Origin of the sequence: Pseudogemmobacter hezensis, from assembly GCF_013155295.1 — a bacterium.
Lineage (GTDB): Bacteria > Pseudomonadota > Alphaproteobacteria > Rhodobacterales > Rhodobacteraceae > Pseudogemmobacter > Pseudogemmobacter hezensis.
Genome location: NZ_JABJXT010000013.1, coordinates 50,261 through 68,687, shown reverse-complemented (window position 1 = coordinate 68,687; position 18,427 = coordinate 50,261). Strand labels below are relative to the sequence as shown.

General features: G+C 62.7%; 17 protein-coding genes, 1 tRNA gene and 1 riboswitch. Of the genes, 9 read left to right on the top strand and 9 right to left on the bottom strand.

Translation table 11 applies throughout. The annotated features are described in order from the left end of the window. Window positions 1–122 precede the first annotated feature (122 nt). The 6 genes from HOY34_RS14785 (at window position 123) to HOY34_RS14760 (ending at window position 5,860) form a co-directional block, all read left to right on the top strand. Window positions 123–1,325: an ABC transporter substrate-binding protein gene (locus HOY34_RS14785; RefSeq protein WP_172364191.1), complete on the top strand. Its 1,203-nt coding sequence runs from the start codon at window positions 123–125 to the stop codon at window positions 1,323–1,325. 189 nt (window positions 1,326–1,514) lie between these two features. Further along, window positions 1,515–2,297 (top strand): ABC transporter ATP-binding protein, encoded by a 783-nt coding sequence (locus HOY34_RS14780; protein WP_172364189.1) that lies wholly within the window; start codon window positions 1,515–1,517, stop codon window positions 2,295–2,297. Window positions 2,298–2,364: 67 nt separating this feature from the next. Then, window positions 2,365–3,078, top strand: a complete 714-nt coding sequence (locus HOY34_RS14775) for an ABC transporter ATP-binding protein (protein ID WP_172364187.1) — start codon at window positions 2,365–2,367, stop codon at window positions 3,076–3,078. A gap of 3 nt (window positions 3,079–3,081) precedes the next feature. Next, the gene (locus HOY34_RS14770; protein WP_172364185.1) at window positions 3,082–3,495 is read left to right on the top strand and encodes a hypothetical protein; all 414 of its coding nucleotides are present in this window, start codon (window positions 3,082–3,084) and stop codon (window positions 3,493–3,495) included. Between the two features lie 65 nt (window positions 3,496–3,560). Next, window positions 3,561–4,565 carry a branched-chain amino acid ABC transporter permease gene (locus HOY34_RS14765; RefSeq protein WP_172364183.1) on the top strand — a complete coding sequence of 335 codons (1,005 nt, stop codon included), beginning with the start codon at window positions 3,561–3,563 and terminating at the stop codon, window positions 4,563–4,565. Beyond that, the gene (locus HOY34_RS14760; RefSeq protein ID WP_172364305.1) at window positions 4,562–5,860 is read left to right on the top strand and encodes a branched-chain amino acid ABC transporter permease; all 1,299 of its coding nucleotides are present in this window, start codon (window positions 4,562–4,564) and stop codon (window positions 5,858–5,860) included. The genes HOY34_RS14765 and HOY34_RS14760 overlap by 4 nt, the downstream gene beginning before the upstream one ends. Before the next feature lie 164 nt (window positions 5,861–6,024). Here HOY34_RS14760 and HOY34_RS14755 read toward each other — a convergent pair whose 3' ends face one another. The 3 genes from HOY34_RS14755 to HOY34_RS14745 form a co-directional block, all read right to left on the bottom strand. After that, entirely contained in the window at window positions 6,025–6,513 is a 489-nt protein-coding gene (locus HOY34_RS14755; RefSeq protein ID WP_172364181.1) for a DUF2948 family protein, read from the bottom strand. A 13-nt stretch (window positions 6,514–6,526) separates the two neighbouring features. Beyond that, complete coding sequence (gene murA, locus HOY34_RS14750; protein ID WP_172364179.1) at window positions 6,527–7,795, bottom strand: UDP-N-acetylglucosamine 1-carboxyvinyltransferase; 1,269 nt, start codon at window positions 7,793–7,795, stop codon at window positions 6,527–6,529. 173 nt (window positions 7,796–7,968) lie between these two features. Then, window positions 7,969–8,181: a hypothetical protein gene (locus HOY34_RS14745; protein WP_172364177.1), complete on the bottom strand. Its 213-nt coding sequence runs from the start codon at window positions 8,179–8,181 to the stop codon at window positions 7,969–7,971. 256 nt (window positions 8,182–8,437) lie between these two features. Here HOY34_RS14745 and HOY34_RS14740 point away from each other — a divergent pair. The 3 genes from HOY34_RS14740 (at window position 8,438) to HOY34_RS14730 (ending at window position 11,944) form a co-directional block, all read left to right on the top strand. Further along, window positions 8,438–8,512 (top strand) — tRNA-Thr (locus HOY34_RS14740). Window positions 8,513–8,689: 177 nt separating this feature from the next. Beyond that, on the top strand, window positions 8,690–9,343 hold the full coding sequence (locus tag HOY34_RS14735; RefSeq protein ID WP_172364175.1) for a helix-turn-helix domain-containing protein: 654 nt from the start codon (window positions 8,690–8,692) through the stop codon (window positions 9,341–9,343). Between the two features lie 171 nt (window positions 9,344–9,514). After that, a complete protein-coding gene (locus HOY34_RS14730; protein WP_172364173.1) occupies window positions 9,515–11,944 on the top strand; it encodes an ATP-dependent helicase in 2,430 nt (809 codons plus the stop codon). 73 nt (window positions 11,945–12,017) lie between these two features. On the opposite strand, the gene HOY34_RS14725 is transcribed toward HOY34_RS14730, so the two are convergent. The 6 genes from HOY34_RS14725 to ybeY form a co-directional block, all read right to left on the bottom strand. Then, a complete protein-coding gene (locus HOY34_RS14725) occupies window positions 12,018–13,160 on the bottom strand; it encodes a benzoate/H(+) symporter BenE family transporter (protein WP_172364171.1) in 1,143 nt (380 codons plus the stop codon). A 5-nt stretch (window positions 13,161–13,165) separates the two neighbouring features. Further along, window positions 13,166–13,864, bottom strand: coding sequence for a tRNA (guanine(46)-N(7))-methyltransferase TrmB (gene trmB / locus HOY34_RS14720; RefSeq protein WP_172364169.1), 699 nt, complete (start codon window positions 13,862–13,864; stop codon window positions 13,166–13,168). A 148-nt stretch (window positions 13,865–14,012) separates the two neighbouring features. Next, window positions 14,013–15,179, bottom strand: a complete 1,167-nt coding sequence (metK, locus tag HOY34_RS14715; protein ID WP_172364167.1) for a methionine adenosyltransferase — start codon at window positions 15,177–15,179, stop codon at window positions 14,013–14,015. A 7-nt stretch (window positions 15,180–15,186) separates the two neighbouring features. Further along, a riboswitch (SAM-SAH riboswitch) is annotated at window positions 15,187–15,235 on the bottom strand. 35 nt (window positions 15,236–15,270) lie between these two features. Further along, window positions 15,271–16,809 carry an apolipoprotein N-acyltransferase gene (lnt, locus tag HOY34_RS14710; RefSeq protein WP_172364165.1) on the bottom strand — a complete coding sequence of 513 codons (1,539 nt, stop codon included), beginning with the start codon at window positions 16,807–16,809 and terminating at the stop codon, window positions 15,271–15,273. Between the two features lie 18 nt (window positions 16,810–16,827). Next, window positions 16,828–17,805, bottom strand: coding sequence for a transporter associated domain-containing protein (locus HOY34_RS14705; protein WP_172364163.1), 978 nt, complete (start codon window positions 17,803–17,805; stop codon window positions 16,828–16,830). Between the two features lie 38 nt (window positions 17,806–17,843). Then, the gene (ybeY, locus tag HOY34_RS14700) at window positions 17,844–18,347 is read right to left on the bottom strand and encodes an rRNA maturation RNase YbeY (RefSeq protein WP_172364161.1); all 504 of its coding nucleotides are present in this window, start codon (window positions 18,345–18,347) and stop codon (window positions 17,844–17,846) included. Window positions 18,348–18,427: the final 80 nt, after the last annotated feature.

The following is an 18,427-nucleotide window of genomic DNA, read 5'->3' as shown; positions in this document are numbered from 1 at the left end:
ACAGAGATCCCTATGCGTGAATGGTAAAAAAGCCCTGGCCCGCTACTTTTTTCCGCACTTTTCTTTTGAAAACGGCCCGGCTAGGGTCATTTCAGGACCTAGATCCAATCAGGGAGAATAGAATGAAAAAGTTTCTGCTGGCCACTGCTGCCTGCGCGCTCGCGGCCGGATCGGCCTCGGCCGAAGATGTGAAACTGGGTGTGCTGCTGGGCTTCACCGGCCCGATTGAAACCATTGCACCGAATATGGCGCTGGCCGCAGAAATGGCCATCAAAGAGGTCAACGACTCTGGCAAGGCCGCCAATGGCTGGGTGTTCAGCGCCGAGCGCGCCGACAGCACCTGTATCGACGCCTCTGCCGCCACCTCGGCTGCCGAGCGTCTGGTCACCTCGGCTGGCGTGAAAGCCATCATCGGCGCAGACTGCTCGGGCGTGACCCGCGCGGTGCTGTCCTCGGTCGCAATCCCCAATGGGCTTGTGCTGATCTCGCCCTCGGCCACCTCGCCGGCGCTCTCGGACGATCCCGATGAGGGCCTGTTCTACCGCACCGTGCCCTCGGATGCGCGTGAAGGCGTCATCATGGCCGATGTCCTGGCCGAGCGTGGCGTGAAGTCGATCGCGATTTCCTATTCCAACTCGGATTACGGCAAGGGCCAGGCCGATGCGATTGCGGCTGCGGCCGAAGCCAAGGGCATCAAGGTCACCATCAACGCAAGCCATGACGACGGCAAAGCCGATTACTCGGCCGAGGTCGCGGCACTGGCGGCAGCGGGCGGCGATGTGCTGGTCGTCGCGGGCTATGTTGACCAGGGCGGCAAGGGCATCATCCAGGCCACCGTCGACACCGGCGCCTTTACCGTCTTTGGCCTGCCGGGCGGCATGTTCGGCGAAAGCCTGACCCAGACCATCGGTGCGCCGCTGGAAGGCTCTTACGGTCAGCACCCCTCGTCGGATGCGGCGGGCTATCAGACCTATCTGGATATGGCCAAGGCCTATGACCCCTCGTTCGATGGCTCGACCAACTTTGCGCCCAATTCCTATGACGCAACCGCCATCGTGATCCTTGCGATGCAGGCCGCCGGATCGACCGATCCGAAAGTCTACAAAGACAAGATCATGGAAGTCGCCAATGGTCCGGCAGATGGCTCGGGCGAGGTGATCAACCCCGGCGAGCTGGGCAAGGCGCTTGAGCTGATCGCAGCAGGCAAAGCGATCAACTATGAGGGCGCAACCGGCGTCACCTTCCTGGAAAATGGCGATGTGACCGGGCGTTACCGCGAATATGAAATCAAGGATGGCGTGTGGGAAACGGTGAAATACCGTTAATTCCTGCGGCGAGGCGGCCACAATGACCGCCCCGCACCCGGCCGTCGCTGGAATTTGCCCGGCGAATGCTTGACAATTGATCCAGGCCCGTGCATCCGCGCGGGCCTGCGAAAATACAAAGTTTAAAAATTACAAAGCCACCCGGCCGCATCTGACGGTAAGAATAACGGGGGCTGTCAGGGGAAGAACATGATCCGGGTTGAGAACCTTCACCGGCATTTTGGCGGTTTTCATGCCGTCGATGGCGCCAGCCTTGAGATCCGCAAGGGCTCGATCACCGGGTTGATCGGGCCGAATGGTGCCGGAAAATCCACGCTTTTCAACGTGATCGCCGGGCGGCTGCCGCCGACCTCTGGCAAGGTTTTCATGGATGGCGAGGATGTCACCGGGCTGCCCCCGCATGAGCTGTTCCACAAGGGCCTGCTGCGCACGTTCCAGATCGCGCATGAATTCGGCTCGATGACGGTGCGTGAGAACCTGATGATGGTGCCCGCCCAGCAACATGGCGAGCATCTGTGGAACGCCCTCTTCTCACGTGGGAAAATCCGCGAAGAGGAAGAGCGTCTGCGGGCAAAGGCCGATGAGGTGCTGGAATTTCTGACCATCAGCCATATCGCCGACAATAAGGCCAGTCAGATCTCGGGCGGGCAGAAAAAGCTGGTCGAGCTGGGCCGCACCATGATGGTCGATGCCAAGATCGTCTTTCTGGATGAGGTCGGCGCAGGTGTGAACCGCACGCTGCTGAACACCATCGGCGATGCGATTGTGCGGCTGAACCGCGAGCGCGGCTATACCTTCTGCGTGATCGAGCATGACATGGATTTCATCGGCCGCTTTTGCGATCCGGTGATCGTCATGGCAGAGGGCAAGGTTCTCGCCGAAGGCAGTGCCGCCGAGGTCCGCGCAGATGAGCGGGTGATCGAGGCCTATCTGGGCCGCGGCCTGAAGAACAAGCTGAAGGCCGAAGCATGAGGCGCGGCCCCTGCCCCCGCCCCGCAGCCAAGCCCTGTTTCAACATCTTTACCCCTGGGGAGGCGTAATGGCGCATCCTTTTCTGATCGGCGAGAACATGACCGGCGGCTATGGCGCGGTCGATATTCTGCACTCCTGCACGCTTGCGGTGGAAAAAGGCGAGATCGCGGTGATCGTCGGCCCGAATGGCGCCGGGAAATCCACCGCGATGAAGGCGGTTTTCGGCATGCTGCCCCTGCGCTCGGGCCAGGTGCGGCTGGAGGGTGAGGATATCACCAAACTCAGCCCCCAGGCGCGGGTGCGCAAAGGCATGGGCTTTGTGCCGCAGACCCATAACATCTTCACCACCATGACGGTTGAGGAAAACCTGGAGATGGGCGCTTTCATCCGCAAGGATGAGGCGATCCAGGACACCATCGCCCAGATCTATGACCTTTTCCCGATCCTGAAGGAAAAGCGCAATCAGGCGGCCGGCGAGCTGTCCGGCGGCCAGCGCCAGCAGGTGGCGGTGGGCCGGGCGCTGATGACGCGCCCCAAGGTTCTGATGCTGGACGAGCCGACCGCAGGCGTCTCGCCCATCGTGATGGACGAGCTGTTCGACCGCATCATCGAGATCGCCCGCACCGGGATCTCGATCCTGATGGTCGAACAAAACGCCCGCCAGGCGCTGGAGATCGCCGATAAGGGCTTTGTGCTGGTCCAGGGGACCAATCGCTATACCGACACTGGCGCGGCGCTGCTGGCAGACCCCGAGGTCCGCAAGTCCTTCCTGGGGGGCTGAGAGATGACAGCCCTGCGCCCCGCTGGCCTTGCGCTGCTGCTGACCGCCCTTTGCGCGACCGCATCGGCCGCTGAGGTGCTGCATTGTCGGCTTGAAAACCACCAATGCGGCACGCGGTCTGAATGCTATGACCCCGAGCCCGATCCGGTCGTCATCCTGCGCCACCTGGGCGATGGCAAACTCAGCCTGACCAATGAGTCGGGCTTTGTGACAGAGTATCAGCTGGTCCGCTCTGACCCGGCCAGTGATCACTATATCAGCACGCCCGCCGAGACCGTCACGCTGATCTACTATTCGTTCCTGACCCTTGATCGGCATGGAAACTTTGCCGAATCGACCCATGAGCTGCAGCGCAGCGGCGAGACGATTGCAGAGGCAACCGTCTCGGGCGGCTCTTGCAAAGCGGGGGCAGCATGAACCGGATCGCGCAAAATGACACCACCCAGCCTCGGCTGACGTCCCAGATCCTGACGAGGTAACCGATGGATATTCTCAACGCCCTCGTGGCTTTTGCCAATTTCGTGCTGGTGCCGGGGCTGACCTATGGCAGCCAGCTGGCGCTTGGGGCGCTTGGTGTCTCGCTGGTTTTCGCCGTGCTGCGGTTCTCGAACTTCGCGCATGGCGATACCATGGCCTTTGGCACCGTTATGGCGATCCTTTTCACCTGGATGCTGCAGTCCTGGGGGATCAGCGCCGGGCCGTTGCCCACCGCCCTGCTGGCGCTGCCGCTGGCGATTGCCGCCACCTCGGTGATGGTGCTGGGCACGGATCGGCTGGTCTACCGCTTTTACCGCCGCCAGAAGGCGAAGCCGATCATCCTGATGATCGCCTCGATTGGGGTGATGTTCGTGATGAACGGCCTTGTGCGGATGATCCTTGGCACGCGTGAGGTGCAATTCGCCGATGGCGAGCGGTTTCTGCTGGCGCCTGCCGCCTTCCGCACCGCCACGGGCCTGGCCGAACCGCTGGGCATCCGCACCTCGCAGGCGGTGACGGTGGTGGTTGCGGTGATCTGTGTGGCGGCGCTGTTTTGGTTCCTGAACCGCACCCGCACCGGCAAATCCATGCGGGCATTTTCGGACAATGAGGATCTGGCGCTGCTTTCGGGCATCAACCCCGACCGGGTGGTGATGGTAACCTGGATCATCGCCGCGGCCCTGGCGACGATTGCCGGCACGCTTTACGGCCTGGACAAGAACTACCGCGTCTTTGTTTATTTCGGCATGCTGCTGCCGATCTTTGCCAGCGCGATTGTCGGCGGCCTTGGCTCGCCCATCGGCGCGATCATCGGCGGCTTTGTCATCGCCTTTTCCGAGATCCTGGTCACCAATGCCTGGAGCAAGATCCTTGGCTATCTGACGCCCGAGGGCTGGCTGGGTGAGGGCCTCTACCAGGCGCTTTCGACCGATTACAAAGTGGCGGTCAGCTTCGTGATCCTGATCATCGTGCTGCTGGTCAAACCCAATGGCATCATGGGGGGCAAATAATGCGCAACCTACTTCTTTTTGCGGCTGTCGCGCTTTTGTTCGTGCTGACCGGGGTGTTCCAAAGCTGGAACCTGTCGCTGAATATCCTGAACCTTGCGCTTTTGTCGGCGATCATGGCCATCGGGGTGAATATCCAATGGGGTTGGGCGGGGCTGTTCTCGGCGGGGATCGTCGGCTCGGTGGCGCTTGGCGGTCTGGCGGTGGTGCTGGTTTCCGGCAAGCCCGTTGCGGGCGCATGGGAGGCGGGCACGCTGCAGATCTTCAGCGCCCTCGTGTTTGGCGCCATTGCCATCGCGCTGGCCGTCTGGATGCAGAAAAAACTGCCCAAAGGCACCAATCGCAGCCTGGCCACCATCATCTTCCTGCTGGTCGCCTTCTTCATCTATCGCGCCTTCCTTGATCCGGCTGTGGCGGCGGTCGAGGCCAATGATTCCGCCAAAGCGGGCCATATCGGCGGGCTTGGGCTGAACTCGCTCTGGGCCTGGCCGGTGGGAGCGCTGCTGGCGGCAGGTGCGGCCTGGGTGATCGGCAAGGTGGCGCTTGGCCTGCGTGAGGATTACCTGGCCATCGCCACGCTGGGGATCGGCGAGATCATCATTGCGATGCTCAGAAATGAGGACTGGCTGGCGCGGGGTGTGAAGAACCTGATCGACCTGCCCCGCCCCTGGCCTGTTCCTTACGAGCTGGAGCTGCAGGGCAGCCCCACTTTCAATGAGTGGATCAATGTGCTCAGCGCAAGCCCGGTCACGGCCTCGGCGATTGTGGTCAAACTGCTTTACTCTGCCCTCTTCATCCTGGTGCTGCTGGTGCTTTTGTGGCTCTGCGACCGGGCGCTGAACAGCCCCTGGGGCCGCATGACCCGCGCTATCCGCGACAATGAGATCGCCGCCGGCGCGATGGGCAAAAACGTCAAATATCGCCATCTGCAGATCTTCGTGATCGGCTCGGCGGTGGTGGGGCTGGCGGGCGCGATGATGACCTCGCTGGATGGTCAGCTGACGCCCACCAGCTATATGCCCCTGCGGTTCACCTTCCTGATCTGGGTGATGGTGATCGTCGGCGGCTCTGGCAACAACAAGGGCGCGATCCTGGGCGGCATCCTGATCGGCTGGCTTTACCTGGCGGTCGAGTTCCTCGGGCCGCAGCTGATGGGCTGGCTGACCTCGGGCCTGCCTGCGGGGCAGCTGAAGACGCAGCTGGCGGAATCGGCGGCGCATATGCGGCTGCTGACGCTGGGGCTGATCCTGCTGCTGGTGCTGCGCTTCGCGCCAAAGGGCCTGATACCCGAGAAATAAGCACCTGGGCCTGCCTTCAGGCAAAGGCCGAATATGAAAAGGGGCGCCTTTCACGGGCGCCCCTTTTCATACTCAGTGCCCTGTTTCAGGGGCCAGTTTCAGTGCGCTGTTTCAGTGCTCTGGCGCAGTAACCGCGAGATGATGCGGCCCGGTGCCCCTGGGGATCAGGCCCCTGCCCCATCGCCATGGTCGGGCTTTTTGCGTGAGGGCGCGAGATAGGGTTTCGTCACATCGCGCAGGGTGATGTCCATGACCTCAACCGCCAGCTCAATCACCCCGTCGCCTGCAAGGATCAGCTGCAGCCGTCCGGTGCCATCCTCGCCCGCGATCCAGGTCAGATCCAGCAGCGACAGCACCTGATCGGCGTCGCCGGGCGTGATCCCCTGGCTGCGCACTTCCAGCACGTCGTCGACGGTCAAAAGGCTGCGCACCCGCTCGAACGGGCGGCCCGCACGTTCGGCCGCCTGGGCATCTTCCCAGCGAAAGCGGTTCACCAGCGCCGCGAAACGGCGGCGCTTGCGGTCATATTTCATCTCGGATGCGGGCAGGACCGCATCCTGAAGCAGGCTGGCCATGACCGTCAGATCCTCGGGCGACTGGCCCAGCAGGTTCAGCGGCCCCTCATCACCATCCTCAAAACGTGCATCGGCCATATTTGCCCCCCCATCAGCTGCCGCTGATGCGCTCGATATGCGCACCGCAGGCCAAAAGCTTTTCCTCGACCCGCTCATAACCGCGATCAAGGTGATAGACGCGGCTGACCACGGTTTCACCCTCAGCCGCGAGGCCTGCCAGAATCAGCGAGACAGAAGCCCGCAGATCGGTCGCCATCACCGGCGCGCCGCGCAGTTTCTCAACGCCATGCACGGTGGCATGACCGCCGTGGACCTCAATCTTCGCGCCCATCCGCATCAGTTCCGGCGCATGCATGAAGCGATTCTCGAAGATCTTCTCTTCCAACACGCTGGTGCCCTCGGCGGTGCACAAAAGCGCCATCATCTGCGCCTGCAGATCGGTCGGGAAGCCGGGGAAAGGCTCGGTCACCACATCAACGGCCTTCACGCGGCCATTCTTGCGCGCAACTTTCAGGCCCTTTTCGGTCTCAGTGACGGAAATACCCGCCGCGTCGAGTTTCTCACAAAAGGCCGCCAGCAGGTCGATCCGCCCGCCAAGGCATTCCACCTCGCCGCCGCAGATCGCGGGGGCCAGCATATAGGTGCCCAGCTCAATCCGATCAGTCACCACCGGATGGGTGGCCCCTTTCAGCGCAGAAACGCCCTGGATTTCGATGGTCGAGGTGCCCTCGCCCGAGATCTGCGCGCCCATGCGGCGCAGACAATGCACCAGATCGACGATTTCCGGCTCACGTGCGGCGTTTTTCAGGACCGAGGTGCCCTTGGCCAGCGTCGCCGCCATCACGAAATTCTCGGTCGCGCCCACAGAGGCAAAGCGCATCTCATGCACCGCACCCTTCAGCCCGCCCTGCGTTTTGGCATGCAGATAGCCGTCACGCAGCTCGATATCGGCGCCCAGAGCGCTGAGCGCGTCGATATGGATATCCATCGGCCGCGCCCCGATCGCGCAGCCCCCCGGCAGCGAGACGACCGCATGGCCAAGCCGCGCCAGCAGCGGGCCCAGCACCAGGTTCGAGGCCCGCATCTTGCGCACGATATCATAATCGGCGGTCGGGTTCAGCGTGCCATGCGAGGACATGGTGATGACCTTGCCATCCTGCAGCGCCGAGACCTCAACCCCCAGCGATTGCAGGAGGCTGGTCATGGTGCGGATATCCGAGAGGCGCGGCGCATTGGTCAGCGTCAGCGGCTCTTCCGACAAAAGCGTCGCCGGCATCAGCGTCAGACAGGCATTTTTCGCACCTGCGATGGGAATCACCCCGTTAAGCGGCCCGTTGCCCTTGACCAGAATCGAATCCATGCCCGCCACCTACACCTTTTCTCTGTTATGCCTGCGCCATATTTCTATGCCGCGAATCCCATGCCGCAGATTTACCGCAGCCGAAAGCCCGATCACCGCCAGGGGCGAAAGAATGCCCTGATTTCGCTCAGCCCTGCGCCGTTCAGGCCAGTGCCCTGCAGGGCCATCACGCTTCAGAACGGCCCCGCATCGGTATCGTCTGCCGCCCTGCCAGAGGTGCCCTGCTCTGCCCCGGGTGCCTCACGCTCTTCGGCAGCCCGCCCTTTTGCCTGAAGTTTGCGCCTTGCCATATTGGCCTTAAGCGCGGCCTTCAGCCTGTCATCGCGGGATTTCCCCACGCTACGCGCCGCCTTTGCGGCGTTTTTACTGTCTGGCGCCTGTTCCATAGGGGCATGAATTACCCTGTCCCTGGGGCACGGTCTATAGGTCACTGCAAGATGTTGCATGGATTTGAGAAAAGGGGCTTGCAGCCCGGAAAGTTTCTGGGTATCTCCCGCCCAACGAAGCGACAGACTGGTCGCCGGGTGAAAATCCCCGCGGATGCGGGAAAAGATCCTGACCAGTTTTGGCGTTAGTTAATTGCTTTTGAACCGTTTGTTCAGCGCCTGTAAACAGGCAGGGACAAATGAAAAAAGCAGGTATGCTGTGGTAGCTCAGTGGTAGAGCACTCCCTTGGTAAGGGAGAGGTCGAGAGTTCAATCCTCTCTCACAGCACCATTTATACCCAAAGTATCAAATACTTATAGGATTGATCGCCGCAGCAGATTTTGCACTTTGCAGGATCGTGCAGCTGTTTTCGGGGAACGCTCGTAAGATTCCCGTACAGCGCTGCGGAGCGCGTTCTCAGCCCGTTTCCCGCGCGCGCTCCAAGGTGGCTGTGCCTGGGGTTGCGGCATGAGTCATCGCGCAACAAACTGGGCCTTCGATCAGCACGGCCTGAAGCCATCGGCAAAGATCGTTCTGCTGGTGCTGGCTGACTACCACAACCTGGAACACGGGTGCTTTCCGACACAGGCCTTCCTGGCCGACGCCTGTGAGATGAACCGCGACACCGTCAATGTGCAGCTCGCGCTCGTCGAAGAACGCGGCCTGGCGCTCGCCTTGTTCCTGCGGCTCATGCTTCCGATGAGCATCGGCAGCTATTTCGGGGCTGTCGAAGTGATGGGCTGGCCGTGGTGGGCTGGGATTCTTGCTGTGCTGCCGGGGCTGCTGTTCATCATTCCCGGCTTGATTGCCAATGCCTTTGCTGCGGCGCGGCGCGGCGCGGATGAACTGCGGGGGCATGGCTTTACCGTAAAAGAAGAAGAGGCCCCCTCGCTGTCCTTACGGCTGCCCCCAATTGTGGACGGTTCCGGCATTGACGGTGGGCTTGTTGCTGGTGGGCACGAGGTAGTCGAGACCGGCGCGGCGTATGTGGTAATGCAGCGCTTCCCGGGTCTCTTCAGCCGCCCCGGGTGCCTGTGTGGGAAGAAGGGAGACGCGCCGGTGCGCATCCCGGATTGCCGTGCGGACCGCTTCCGGACTTTTCGCTCACATCGAGCTGAATGATCGGGGTGGCTCATCCGGAATCGTGGATCAGCCTGACCTTTCGCCTGCAGCTCAGCCGTCGTGCTCCGCTGTCGGCCCAGAACCTGTTCCGCAAAATCAGCCCAGGGACACCCTCAAATCTTTCCAGAACATTCCTTGAACATCAGGAAACACCGCGCTAGATTCCCCGCTATGGATCCTTGGGATGAAAACGACGCCTTCGAGGCAGCAGCAGCCGCGCCCGTGCCGCTTTCGCAGCGTGCTCTTGCGGCGCGTCCGAAACCCTATCTCGACGGGCTGAACGCCTCTCAGCTTGAGGCGGTGCTGACGCTGGACGGCCCGGTCCTGATGCTTGCCGGGGCCGGCACCGGCAAGACGCGGGCGCTGACGGCCCGGATCGTGCATCTGATGGCCGAGGGCCGGGCGCATGGCGGCGGGATCCTCGCGGTCACATTCACCAATAAAGCCGCCCGCGAGATGAAAGAGCGCGTCACGCGCATGATGCAGCATGCCGAGGGGATGCCCTGGATGGGCACGTTCCACTCGCTCAGCGTCAAGATCCTGCGCCGCCATGCAGAGCTGGTCGGCCTGAAATCCAGCTTTACCATCCTCGACACCGATGATCAGCTGCGGCTTTTGAAACAGCAGATCCAGGCCGCCGGGCTTGATGAAAAACGTTGGCCGCCGCGGATGCTGGCCGGGCTGATCGACGCCTGGAAGAACCGCGCCTGGACGCCGGACAAGGTGCCCTCCTCCGAGGCGGGGGCCTTTGCCAATCGCGGCACCGAGCTCTACGCCCAATACCAGGAGCGGCTGCGCGCCCTGAACGCCTGTGATTTCGGCGATCTGCTGCTGCATTGCGTGACGCTGTTTCGCGCCCATCCGGATGTGCTGGCCGAGTATCAGCGCAGGTTCCGCTATATTCTGGTTGATGAGTATCAGGATACCAATGTCTGCCAGTATCTCTGGCTGCGGCTGCTGGCGCAGGCGCATCAGAACATCTGCTGCGTGGGCGATGACGATCAGTCGATCTATGGCTGGAGGGGCGCCGAGGTCGGCAATATCCTGAAGTTCGAGAAGGATTTCCCCGGTGCCAAAGTGATCCGGCTGGAACAGAATTACCGCTCGACCCCGCATATTCTGGGGGCGGCCTCGGGGGTGATCCAGGGCAATGCGAACCGCCTTGGCAAGACCCTCTGGACCGAGGTCGAGGACGGCGAAAAGGTGCGCCTGACCGGCTATTGGGACGGTGAAGAAGAGGCCCGCGGCATCGGCGAAGAGGTCGAGGCGCTGCAGCGCGGCACCCGTGGCCATGCGCCGGTAGGGCTGAACGCACAGGCTATTCTGGTTCGCGCCAGCCACCAGATGCGCGCCTTTGAGGACCGTTTCCTGACCATCGGCCTGCCCTACCGCGTGATCGGCGGCCCGCGCTTTTACGAGCGCCAGGAGATCCGCGATGCGATGGCCTATTTCCGCCTCGCGGTCTCGCCCGAGGATGATCTGGCCTTCGAGCGGGTGGTGAACCTGCCCAAACGCGGGCTTGGCGACAAGGCAACCGCCTCGATCCGCGCCGAGGCGCGGCGCATCGGCATGAGCCAGCATGAGGGCGCCCGCAGCCTGGTGGCCACAGGCGGGATCGGCGGCAAGGGCGCGGGCCAGCTGCGCCAGTTTGTGACGGCGATCGACGGCTGGCACCAGGATGTGCTGGGGGTTCGCCCTGATGTGTCGGATCAGGTGATCGAGCCGCTTTTGCCAGAGACCCCGCCCGCCACTGTCACCGGCCATGTGCGCCTCGCCGAGCGGATCCTGGAGGAATCGGGCTATGTCTCGATGTGGCAAAACGCCGAGAAAGACAAAAACCCCGATGCCGAGGGCCGGCTGGACAACCTGAAAGAACTGGTCAAAGCGCTGGAGCAATTCGACAGCCTGCAGGGTTTTTTGGAGCATGTGGCGCTGGTGATGGAGAATGACAGCGCCGATGCGGCTGAAAAAGTCTCAATCATGACGCTGCATGCCGCCAAGGGGCTGGAATTTCCGGTGGTGTTCCTGCCCGGCTGGGAGGAGGGGCTTTTCCCCAGCCAGCGCAGCATCGACGAATCCGGGCTGAAAGGCATTGAGGAAGAGCGCCGCCTCGCCTATGTCGGCATCACCCGCGCTGAAGAGCTTTGCTATATCTCATTCGCCTCAAACCGCCGGGTTTATGGCCAGTGGCAATCGCAGGCACCATCGCGCTATATCGACGAACTGCCCGTCCAGCATGTCGAAATCCTCACGCCGCCCGGTCTGATGGGCGGCGGCTATGGCGCGGCAATGGGCGGATTCGGCTCTGACATCGAGACACGGGCGACAAAGGCGGATGTCTATAACTCGCCCGGCTGGCGTCGGCTGCAAAGCAGCGCCTCCCCCAAATCAGTGGCCCCAAAACGATCTTTGACGCTTGATACCGAGGCGCTGGCCGGGTTTTCGGTTGGTGATCGCGTGTTCAATCAGAAATTCGGCTATGGCCGAATTCTGGATATCGAGGCAGATACGTTTGAGGTCATCTTCGACAAGGCTGGCGTGAAACACGTGAAAGCCGGATTTGTCACCCTGGCCGAGTCTGACGCCGAAATCCCTTTCTGAACTCAATGTGGCACGATGCGGTAAGCCCGGAATTTTCGAAAATTCCGGGCCGATTTCTTGAAAGAAATCGGCGCTACCTCTGGCGGGCCTTGTGAAGTCTTTCCAGCCCGTAAAAAACAATACCGGCCAGCAGTCCCCAAAATGCGGCCCCAATACCGAAGGCAGCCATACCTGATGCGCTGACCGCAACCGTCAGAATGGCCGCAAAACGCTGATCGGGCGCGGCACAGGCCGTTGTCAGCGCGCCGGTCAGCGGCGACAGCAGCGCCAGAGCCACCAGCCCCGCCATGACAGCCGCAGGCAGCATCGCCAGCAGCCCCAGGATCACGGGGCTCATCAGGCCAAGGAAAACCCAGATCACAGCATAGACAAGGCCCACCCGCCAGCGGCGTGCTGCGTCCGGATCCACATCCGGCCCCATGCAGATCGCCGCCGTAATCGCCGCCATTGTCGTGCTATGGGCGCCAAACAGCCCCGCCAGCATCGAAATACCGCCCGTCACCGCCAGGGCATTCTGGACGGGTGGTTCATATCCTGCGGCCCGCATCGTCGCAAAACCCGGCAGATTTTGTGAGGCCATATTCACCAGATAAAGCGGCACGGCGAGGCCGATCATCACGCCAGGCGAAAACGCGGGGGCTACGAAAACCGGCACTGGCAGGCTGACTGTGATACTGTGCCATTCGGCCGCGCCGCTCAGCGTCGCCGCCACAATTCCCGTGGCCAGCGCGGCCAGCACTGCCAGCGGCGCGTTGAACAGGCGGACCAGCGCAAAGACCAGCACCATTGGCAGCACAAGTTCCGGGCTGGCCGCTGCCGATTTTGCCCCGGCCATGCAGAACGGCAGCAAGACCCCGGCCAGCATCGCCCCTGCGATTCCATCCGGGATTGCCCGGATCAGCCGTGCGAGCGGCTTCAGCACCGCCGTCAGCGCAACCAGAAGCCCTGCAAGGATAAAGGCCCCCGCCGCCTCGGCCATGTTAACGCCGGAACTGGCGGCGATCAGCGCGGCCCCGGGCGTTGACCAGGCCAGCACCACCGGCACCCGGTGACGCCAGGACAAATAGGCCGAGCCCGCCGCCTTGGCCATGCATAGCATCAGAATCCAGCTGGTGGTCTGCGCCGGGCTGGCCCCGACTGCAGCCGCCGCCGAAAGCACGATGGCGATGCTGGAGCCAAATCCGATCAGGGCGGCGACGAGGGCTGCGGGGAACATCGCGGTCAACTGCGGCGGAAGGTCAGGTAATGCGGGAAGCGCCCCTCCCGAAAGGCTTTCTGCTCATAGCGGGTCGAAATCCAGTCAGACCAGGCACCGCCCTCGCCTGCCTCATGCTCCAGCGCAAAGCCTGCAACCGGCACCTCTTCATGCGCCTGGCGGACGTAGTCGGGGATATCGGTTGCGATGCGGAACTCGCTGCCCGGGCGGGTCACGCGGTGCAGGGCCTGCAGATAGCCCTGGGTGACAAATCGGCGGCGATGATGGCGCGCCTTTGGCCATGGATCGGGATAGTTGAGGAAGGTTTTTTCGATCACCGCCTCGGGCAGCACGTCAAAGAGATCGCGCACATCGCCGGGATGGATCGACAGATTGGTCACCCCGGCCGCGCGGATCTTGCCCAGCAGCATGGCAACCCCGTTCACGAAAGGCTCGCAGCCGATCAGATGGATCTGCGGGTTCAGCGCCGCCATATGCACCAGATGCTCGCCACCGCCAAAGCCCACCTCAAGCCAAAGAGGGCGGCCCTGAAACTGGCTCAGATCCAGCGGCTGACGGGTCGGGTTTTCATCCCGGGTGACGCCTTTCAGGCGCAAAACCTCCAGATCATGCGCGAGATAGTCTTTCTGACTGGCCCTGAGCGTCTTGCCTTTCGAGCGCCCGTAGAAATTGCGGCGGGTCTCGGGGGCGTTGGTGTCTGACATTTGCGGGGCCTCTGGTGGATGCGGGGGGCGAAATGCGCTTGCGCCGGGGCGCGTCTAAGCGCCCTGCCCCTTTGGGTCAAGCGCGGCTGATCTGAAAAAGGGCACCGGATCAGCGGTGCCCTTTGTGATTCTCATCGGGAATTCACCCTCAGACGGCGGCCTTCAGTGCCGAAACGAGATCGTCACGCTCCCAGGAGAAGCCGCCATCGGCCTCAGGCGCGCGGCCGAAGTGGCCATAGGCCGAGGTGCGGGCATAGACCGGGCGGTTCAGCCCCAGATGGGTGCGGATGCCGCGCGGCGTCAGATCCAGCACTTTCGGGATCGCCAGCTCGATCACATTGTCGGGGACCACGCCAGTGCCATGGGTGTCGACATAGATCGACTGCGGCTCGGCCACGCCGATGGCATAAGAGACCTGAACCGTGCAGCGATCGGCAAGCCCGGCCGCCACGATGTTTTTCGCCAGATAACGCGCCGCATAGGCGGCCGAGCGGTCAACCTTGGTCGGATCTTTGCCGGAAAACGCGCCGCCGCCATGCGGGGCCGCGCCACCATAGGTATCAACGATGATCTTGCGCCCGGTGAGGCCCGCATCCCCATCAGGGCCGCCGATCACGAAGGTTCCGGTGGGGTTCACGTGCCAGACGGTCTTTTCGGTGATCCAGCCCGAGGGCAGCACTTCGCGGATATAGGGCTCCACAATGGCGCGGATGTCAGCGGACGACTGGTTGATGTCGGAATGCTGGGTCGAAAGCACGATCGAGGTCGCCTCGACGGGCTTTCCATCCTCATAACGCAGGGAAAGCTGCGATTTCGCATCCGGGCGCAGAGTGGGTTCCGCGCCGGATTTGCGCACCTCGGCCAGACGCCGCAGGATCGCGTGGCTATACTGGATCGGTGCCGGCATCAGCTCGGGCGTTTCGCGGCAGGCATAGCCGAACATGATGCCCTGATCGCCTGCACCATCCTTGTCGACGCCCTGGGCGATATGCGCCGATTGTGCGTGCAGCAGGTTTTGCACCTTCAGGGTGTTCCAGTGGAACTCATCCTGTTCATAGCCAATGTCTTTGACACAATCGCGCACGATGGTCTCGACGCGCTCCAGCATGGTGGTCAGCGCGGATTTATCGCTTAGCCCCACTTCGCCGCCGACCACCACGCAATTCGTGGTGGCAAAGGTTTCGCATGCGACGCGGGCATTGGCCTCTTCGGTCAGGAATGCGTCCAGAACGGCATCGGATACGCGGTCACATACTTTGTCGGGATGGCCTTCAGACACCGATTCGGAGGTGAAGACGTAATTCTTGCGGCTCATTGGGAAGTGCTCCGTTGGATGATCCCCGTCACGCCAGGAAGCCGTTGTGACGGTTGTGTGAAATGGGCCTTAGCGCCGGGGGGGCAAACAATCAAGCTTTGCCGGGCGCGCGCCCCGATTTAGCCCGCAAAAGCCAGGATGTGATGAACGCCAGCACCAAAAGCGCAGCCAGCGGCCAATCCCCGGCAAGGGCCAGCATCCACGCATAGGGGGGCGGCGCGAAGGCGCCTGGCAGGCGGGCATCAATCACCCCCTGAACCCCCAGCGGCAGATATGCGGGTGCGCCGCCCAGATCGGTTGCGATATGGCCGCGGGCGTCTATTACCGCCGAGATCCCGGTATTGGCGGCACGGATCAGCGGCAGGCCCTGTTCAATCGCCCGCAGACGGGTCTGGCCGAAATGCTGATAGGGTCCGGTCAGCGTGCCGAACCAGGCATCATTGGTGGCCTGGATGATCCAGTCAGGCCGCGCGGGCGTGACCAGATCGCCGGGGAAGATCGCCTCATAGCAGATCAGCGGCAGCGCCTTGCCGCCCGCCTGCCCGAAATCCAGCAGATTGCGGCTGATGCCCGGCGAATAGCCGGCCCCGATCTGCGAGGCAAAGGCGCGGATGCCGAAATTCTCATAGAGGAAATCGCCCATCGGCATATACTCCCCGAAGGGCACCAGATGGATCTTGTCAAAGCTCTGGCTGATGCGGCCCTCGCCCTCGAACACCGCAAGCGTGTTCCAGGCGGCCTGCCCCTGATCGCGCTGAATGCCGGTGGCGACGGGCTTGCCTGCGCCCGCATCGGTGATCGCAAGGGCGGCACTTTCGCCCTCGGTGATCAGATAGGGGACGGCGGTTTCAGGCCAGAGCACCATATCGGTCGGCGCATCGCGGGTCAGGCGCAGCAGGGTCTCAAAGTTGCTGCGGGCCTCATCGGCGTCCCATTTCAGGCTTTGGGCGATATTGGGTTGCACGATGCGCAGGCTGAAGTCGCGGGCCTGGGGCTCTGGCAGCGAAAGGCGGTGCCAGGACCAAAGCGAGGCGCAGGCCAGGATCACCGCCGCCACCGCGCCCCCCCGCAGACGGCCAAAGGAAAGCGGGGCGGCCAGGGCGATCAGTGTCAGCGCGGTCATCCCATAGGCCCCGGTCAGCGCCGCCATCTGCGCAAGCGGCGTGTCGATCCAGATATGGCCGGGCAAGGACCAGGGGAAGCCGGTCAGGATATGGCCGCGCAGCAGCTCGGCCAGGGAAAGCGTCAGGGCAAAGCGCATCGCGCCTGCCCTTTGGCCGGATCCGCCCAGCCGATAGGCACCCCAGGCCGCCACCGCCCAGAAAAGGCCCAGGCCAAAGGCGATCAGCAAAAGCGCGAAAGGGGCCATCCAGCCATAGATCAGCGGATCAACGAAGAAGGGCTGGGTGATCCAGTTCAGCGAAAGGCCAAACCAGCCCGCGCCGATAAAAAGCCCGCGCAAAAAGGCCTGACGCCCCGAGGCCGCCTGGCCGACGCGGGCCAGGATCAGCAAAAGCCCCGCCAGCCCCAGCGGCCACAGCCCGAAAGGCGACAGGCCAAGCGCGGTTACCGCGCCAAGCACCAGATCACGCAGCCCCCCGGACAAGAGGCGTTTACGGGCAGGCTGCATGATCGGAACCTTTTACTTTCAGTTGGCGCTGGTCGCAGCTGCCGCCGCAGCAGCCAGCCCGCCTGTCAGCCCCGGCAGTCGCAGCCGCAGCCATTTGATCCGGCGCACATCGGCATCAACCACCTCAAGCGTGGCGCCATTTTCCAGGGTGATCACCTCGCCCTTGACCGGAACATGCCCGGTGCGCAGGAACACAAGGCCGCCAATGGTGTCGATCTCATCGTCCTCGGCCGGGCCGCGCAGACGGATGCCGAAGGCAGTTTCCAGGTCTTCCAGCTCGGCGGTGGATTGCACCAGGATCACGCCCGGGGCCTCTTCTTTCCACAAAAGCCCCGCGACCTCGTCATGCTCATCCTCGATCTCGCCGATCACCGTCTCGATCAGGTCCTCGAAGGTGGCAAGCCCGTCGACGCCGCCATATTCGTCAATCACCAGCGCCATATGGGCGCGCTCTTTTTGCATCTTTTGCAAAAGCACGGCGGCAGGCATCGAGGGCGGCGCGAAAAGGATCGGACGCAAGAGATCCTTCAGCACGAAAGGCGCCTCTTCCCCGAACCCAAAGCGCAGCGCCACATCTTTCAGCAGCACCAGCCCCTGCGGGTGATCCAGGCTTTCATCATAGACCGGCAGACGCGAGAAACCATGTTCCCGAAACACCCGCACCAGATCTGTCAGCCCGATATCCAGCGGCACGGCGACAATCTCGGCCTTGGGGATTGCAATATCATCGACCCTGACCTCGGCCAGAAGTGCCAGCGCCTGCGAGGCCCCATCGGCGGAAAGCTCACCGCCCCCGGCCTCACTGTTGGAAAAGGCGGCGATCAGACGGCCGAAAAAGCCGCGCCCCCCTCCGCCAGACTGGCTTACGCTCTGGCCCGCGTTCTGGCCCGCATTCTGTTCAGCCCCCCCGCGCGCTGTCGGCGCGTCCAAAGATGCTGTGCTGCCTGTTTCCGGCGCGTCCTGCGCCCCAACCGTCCCGTCGCTGCTACTGCCCATTGTCCCTTTGTCCAGATGCGCCCGTTATGTGGGCCCGTTCAATATGGGTCAGAAATACCCATTCCCGCAAGTATCCGCGTCTCCAGCCCTTCCATAAGCTGCGCGTCGGCATCCTCGATGTGATCATAGCCGAAAAGATGCAGCATGCCATGGATCAACAGATGCATCACGTGATCCTGAGGGGGTTTGCCCTGCCCGGCCGCCTCGGCCATGCAGGTCTCATATGCGATGGCGATATCGCCCAGCTCTTCGGGGTCATCCGCATCCCCCGGCTCTGGCAGATCGGGCAGGCCGCCGATCTCTTCCGCGCCGCGCTCATCCGAGGGCCAGGACAGCACATTCGTGGCTTTCGCCTTGCCGCGAAACTCGGTGTTCAGCCCGGCAATCCGCGCATCATCACAGGCCAGAAGCGAGATCGCAAACCCCGCTTCACCCAGACCCAAAGCCGCCAGCACGGCCCGCGCCGCCCGCTCGGCCATGGGCTCCAGCCCAAAGCTCTGCCAGCGCTCGTCCTCAAAGACGCAATCAACGATCATATCCATGATCCCGCGCCTATCCCGCCCGGGCCCTGCTGACAAGAGCGCCAGAGCGTCACACAAAGACGGGCCGGGGCCGCAAAGCC

Bases quoted from the DNA above. Each gene is read 5' to 3' on its own strand.
- HOY34_RS14775 (WP_172364187.1), top strand. From the start codon at position 2,365: ATGGCGCATCCTTTTCTGATCGGCGAGAACATGACCGGCGGCTATGGC.
- HOY34_RS14730 (WP_172364173.1), top strand. From the start codon at position 9,515: ATGGATCCTTGGGATGAAAACGACGCCTTCGAGGCAGCAGCAGCCGCG.
- ybeY (WP_172364161.1), bottom strand. From the start codon at position 18,347: ATGGATATGATCGTTGATTGCGTCTTTGAGGACGAGCGCTGGCAGAGC.
- HOY34_RS14755 (WP_172364181.1), bottom strand. From the start codon at position 6,513: ATGGCCGATGCACGTTTTGAGGATGGTGATGAGGGGCCGCTGAACCTG.
- HOY34_RS14745 (WP_172364177.1), bottom strand. From the start codon at position 8,181: ATGGAACAGGCGCCAGACAGTAAAAACGCCGCAAAGGCGGCGCGTAGC.
- lnt (WP_172364165.1), bottom strand. From the start codon at position 16,809: ATGCAGCCTGCCCGTAAACGCCTCTTGTCCGGGGGGCTGCGTGATCTG.
- murA (WP_172364179.1), bottom strand. From the start codon at position 7,795: ATGGATTCGATTCTGGTCAAGGGCAACGGGCCGCTTAACGGGGTGATT.
- HOY34_RS14735 (WP_172364175.1), top strand. From the start codon at position 8,690: ATGAGTCATCGCGCAACAAACTGGGCCTTCGATCAGCACGGCCTGAAG.
- metK (WP_172364167.1), bottom strand. From the start codon at position 15,179: ATGAGCCGCAAGAATTACGTCTTCACCTCCGAATCGGTGTCTGAAGGC.
- HOY34_RS14785 (WP_172364191.1), top strand. From the start codon at position 123: ATGAAAAAGTTTCTGCTGGCCACTGCTGCCTGCGCGCTCGCGGCCGGA.
- trmB (WP_172364169.1), bottom strand. From the start codon at position 13,864: ATGTCAGACACCAACGCCCCCGAGACCCGCCGCAATTTCTACGGGCGC.
- HOY34_RS14770 (WP_172364185.1), top strand. From the start codon at position 3,082: ATGACAGCCCTGCGCCCCGCTGGCCTTGCGCTGCTGCTGACCGCCCTT.
- HOY34_RS14780 (WP_172364189.1), top strand. From the start codon at position 1,515: ATGATCCGGGTTGAGAACCTTCACCGGCATTTTGGCGGTTTTCATGCC.
- HOY34_RS14725 (WP_172364171.1), bottom strand. From the start codon at position 13,160: ATGTTCCCCGCAGCCCTCGTCGCCGCCCTGATCGGATTTGGCTCCAGC.
- HOY34_RS14765 (WP_172364183.1), top strand. From the start codon at position 3,561: ATGGATATTCTCAACGCCCTCGTGGCTTTTGCCAATTTCGTGCTGGTG.
- HOY34_RS14705 (WP_172364163.1), bottom strand. From the start codon at position 17,805: ATGGGCAGTAGCAGCGACGGGACGGTTGGGGCGCAGGACGCGCCGGAA.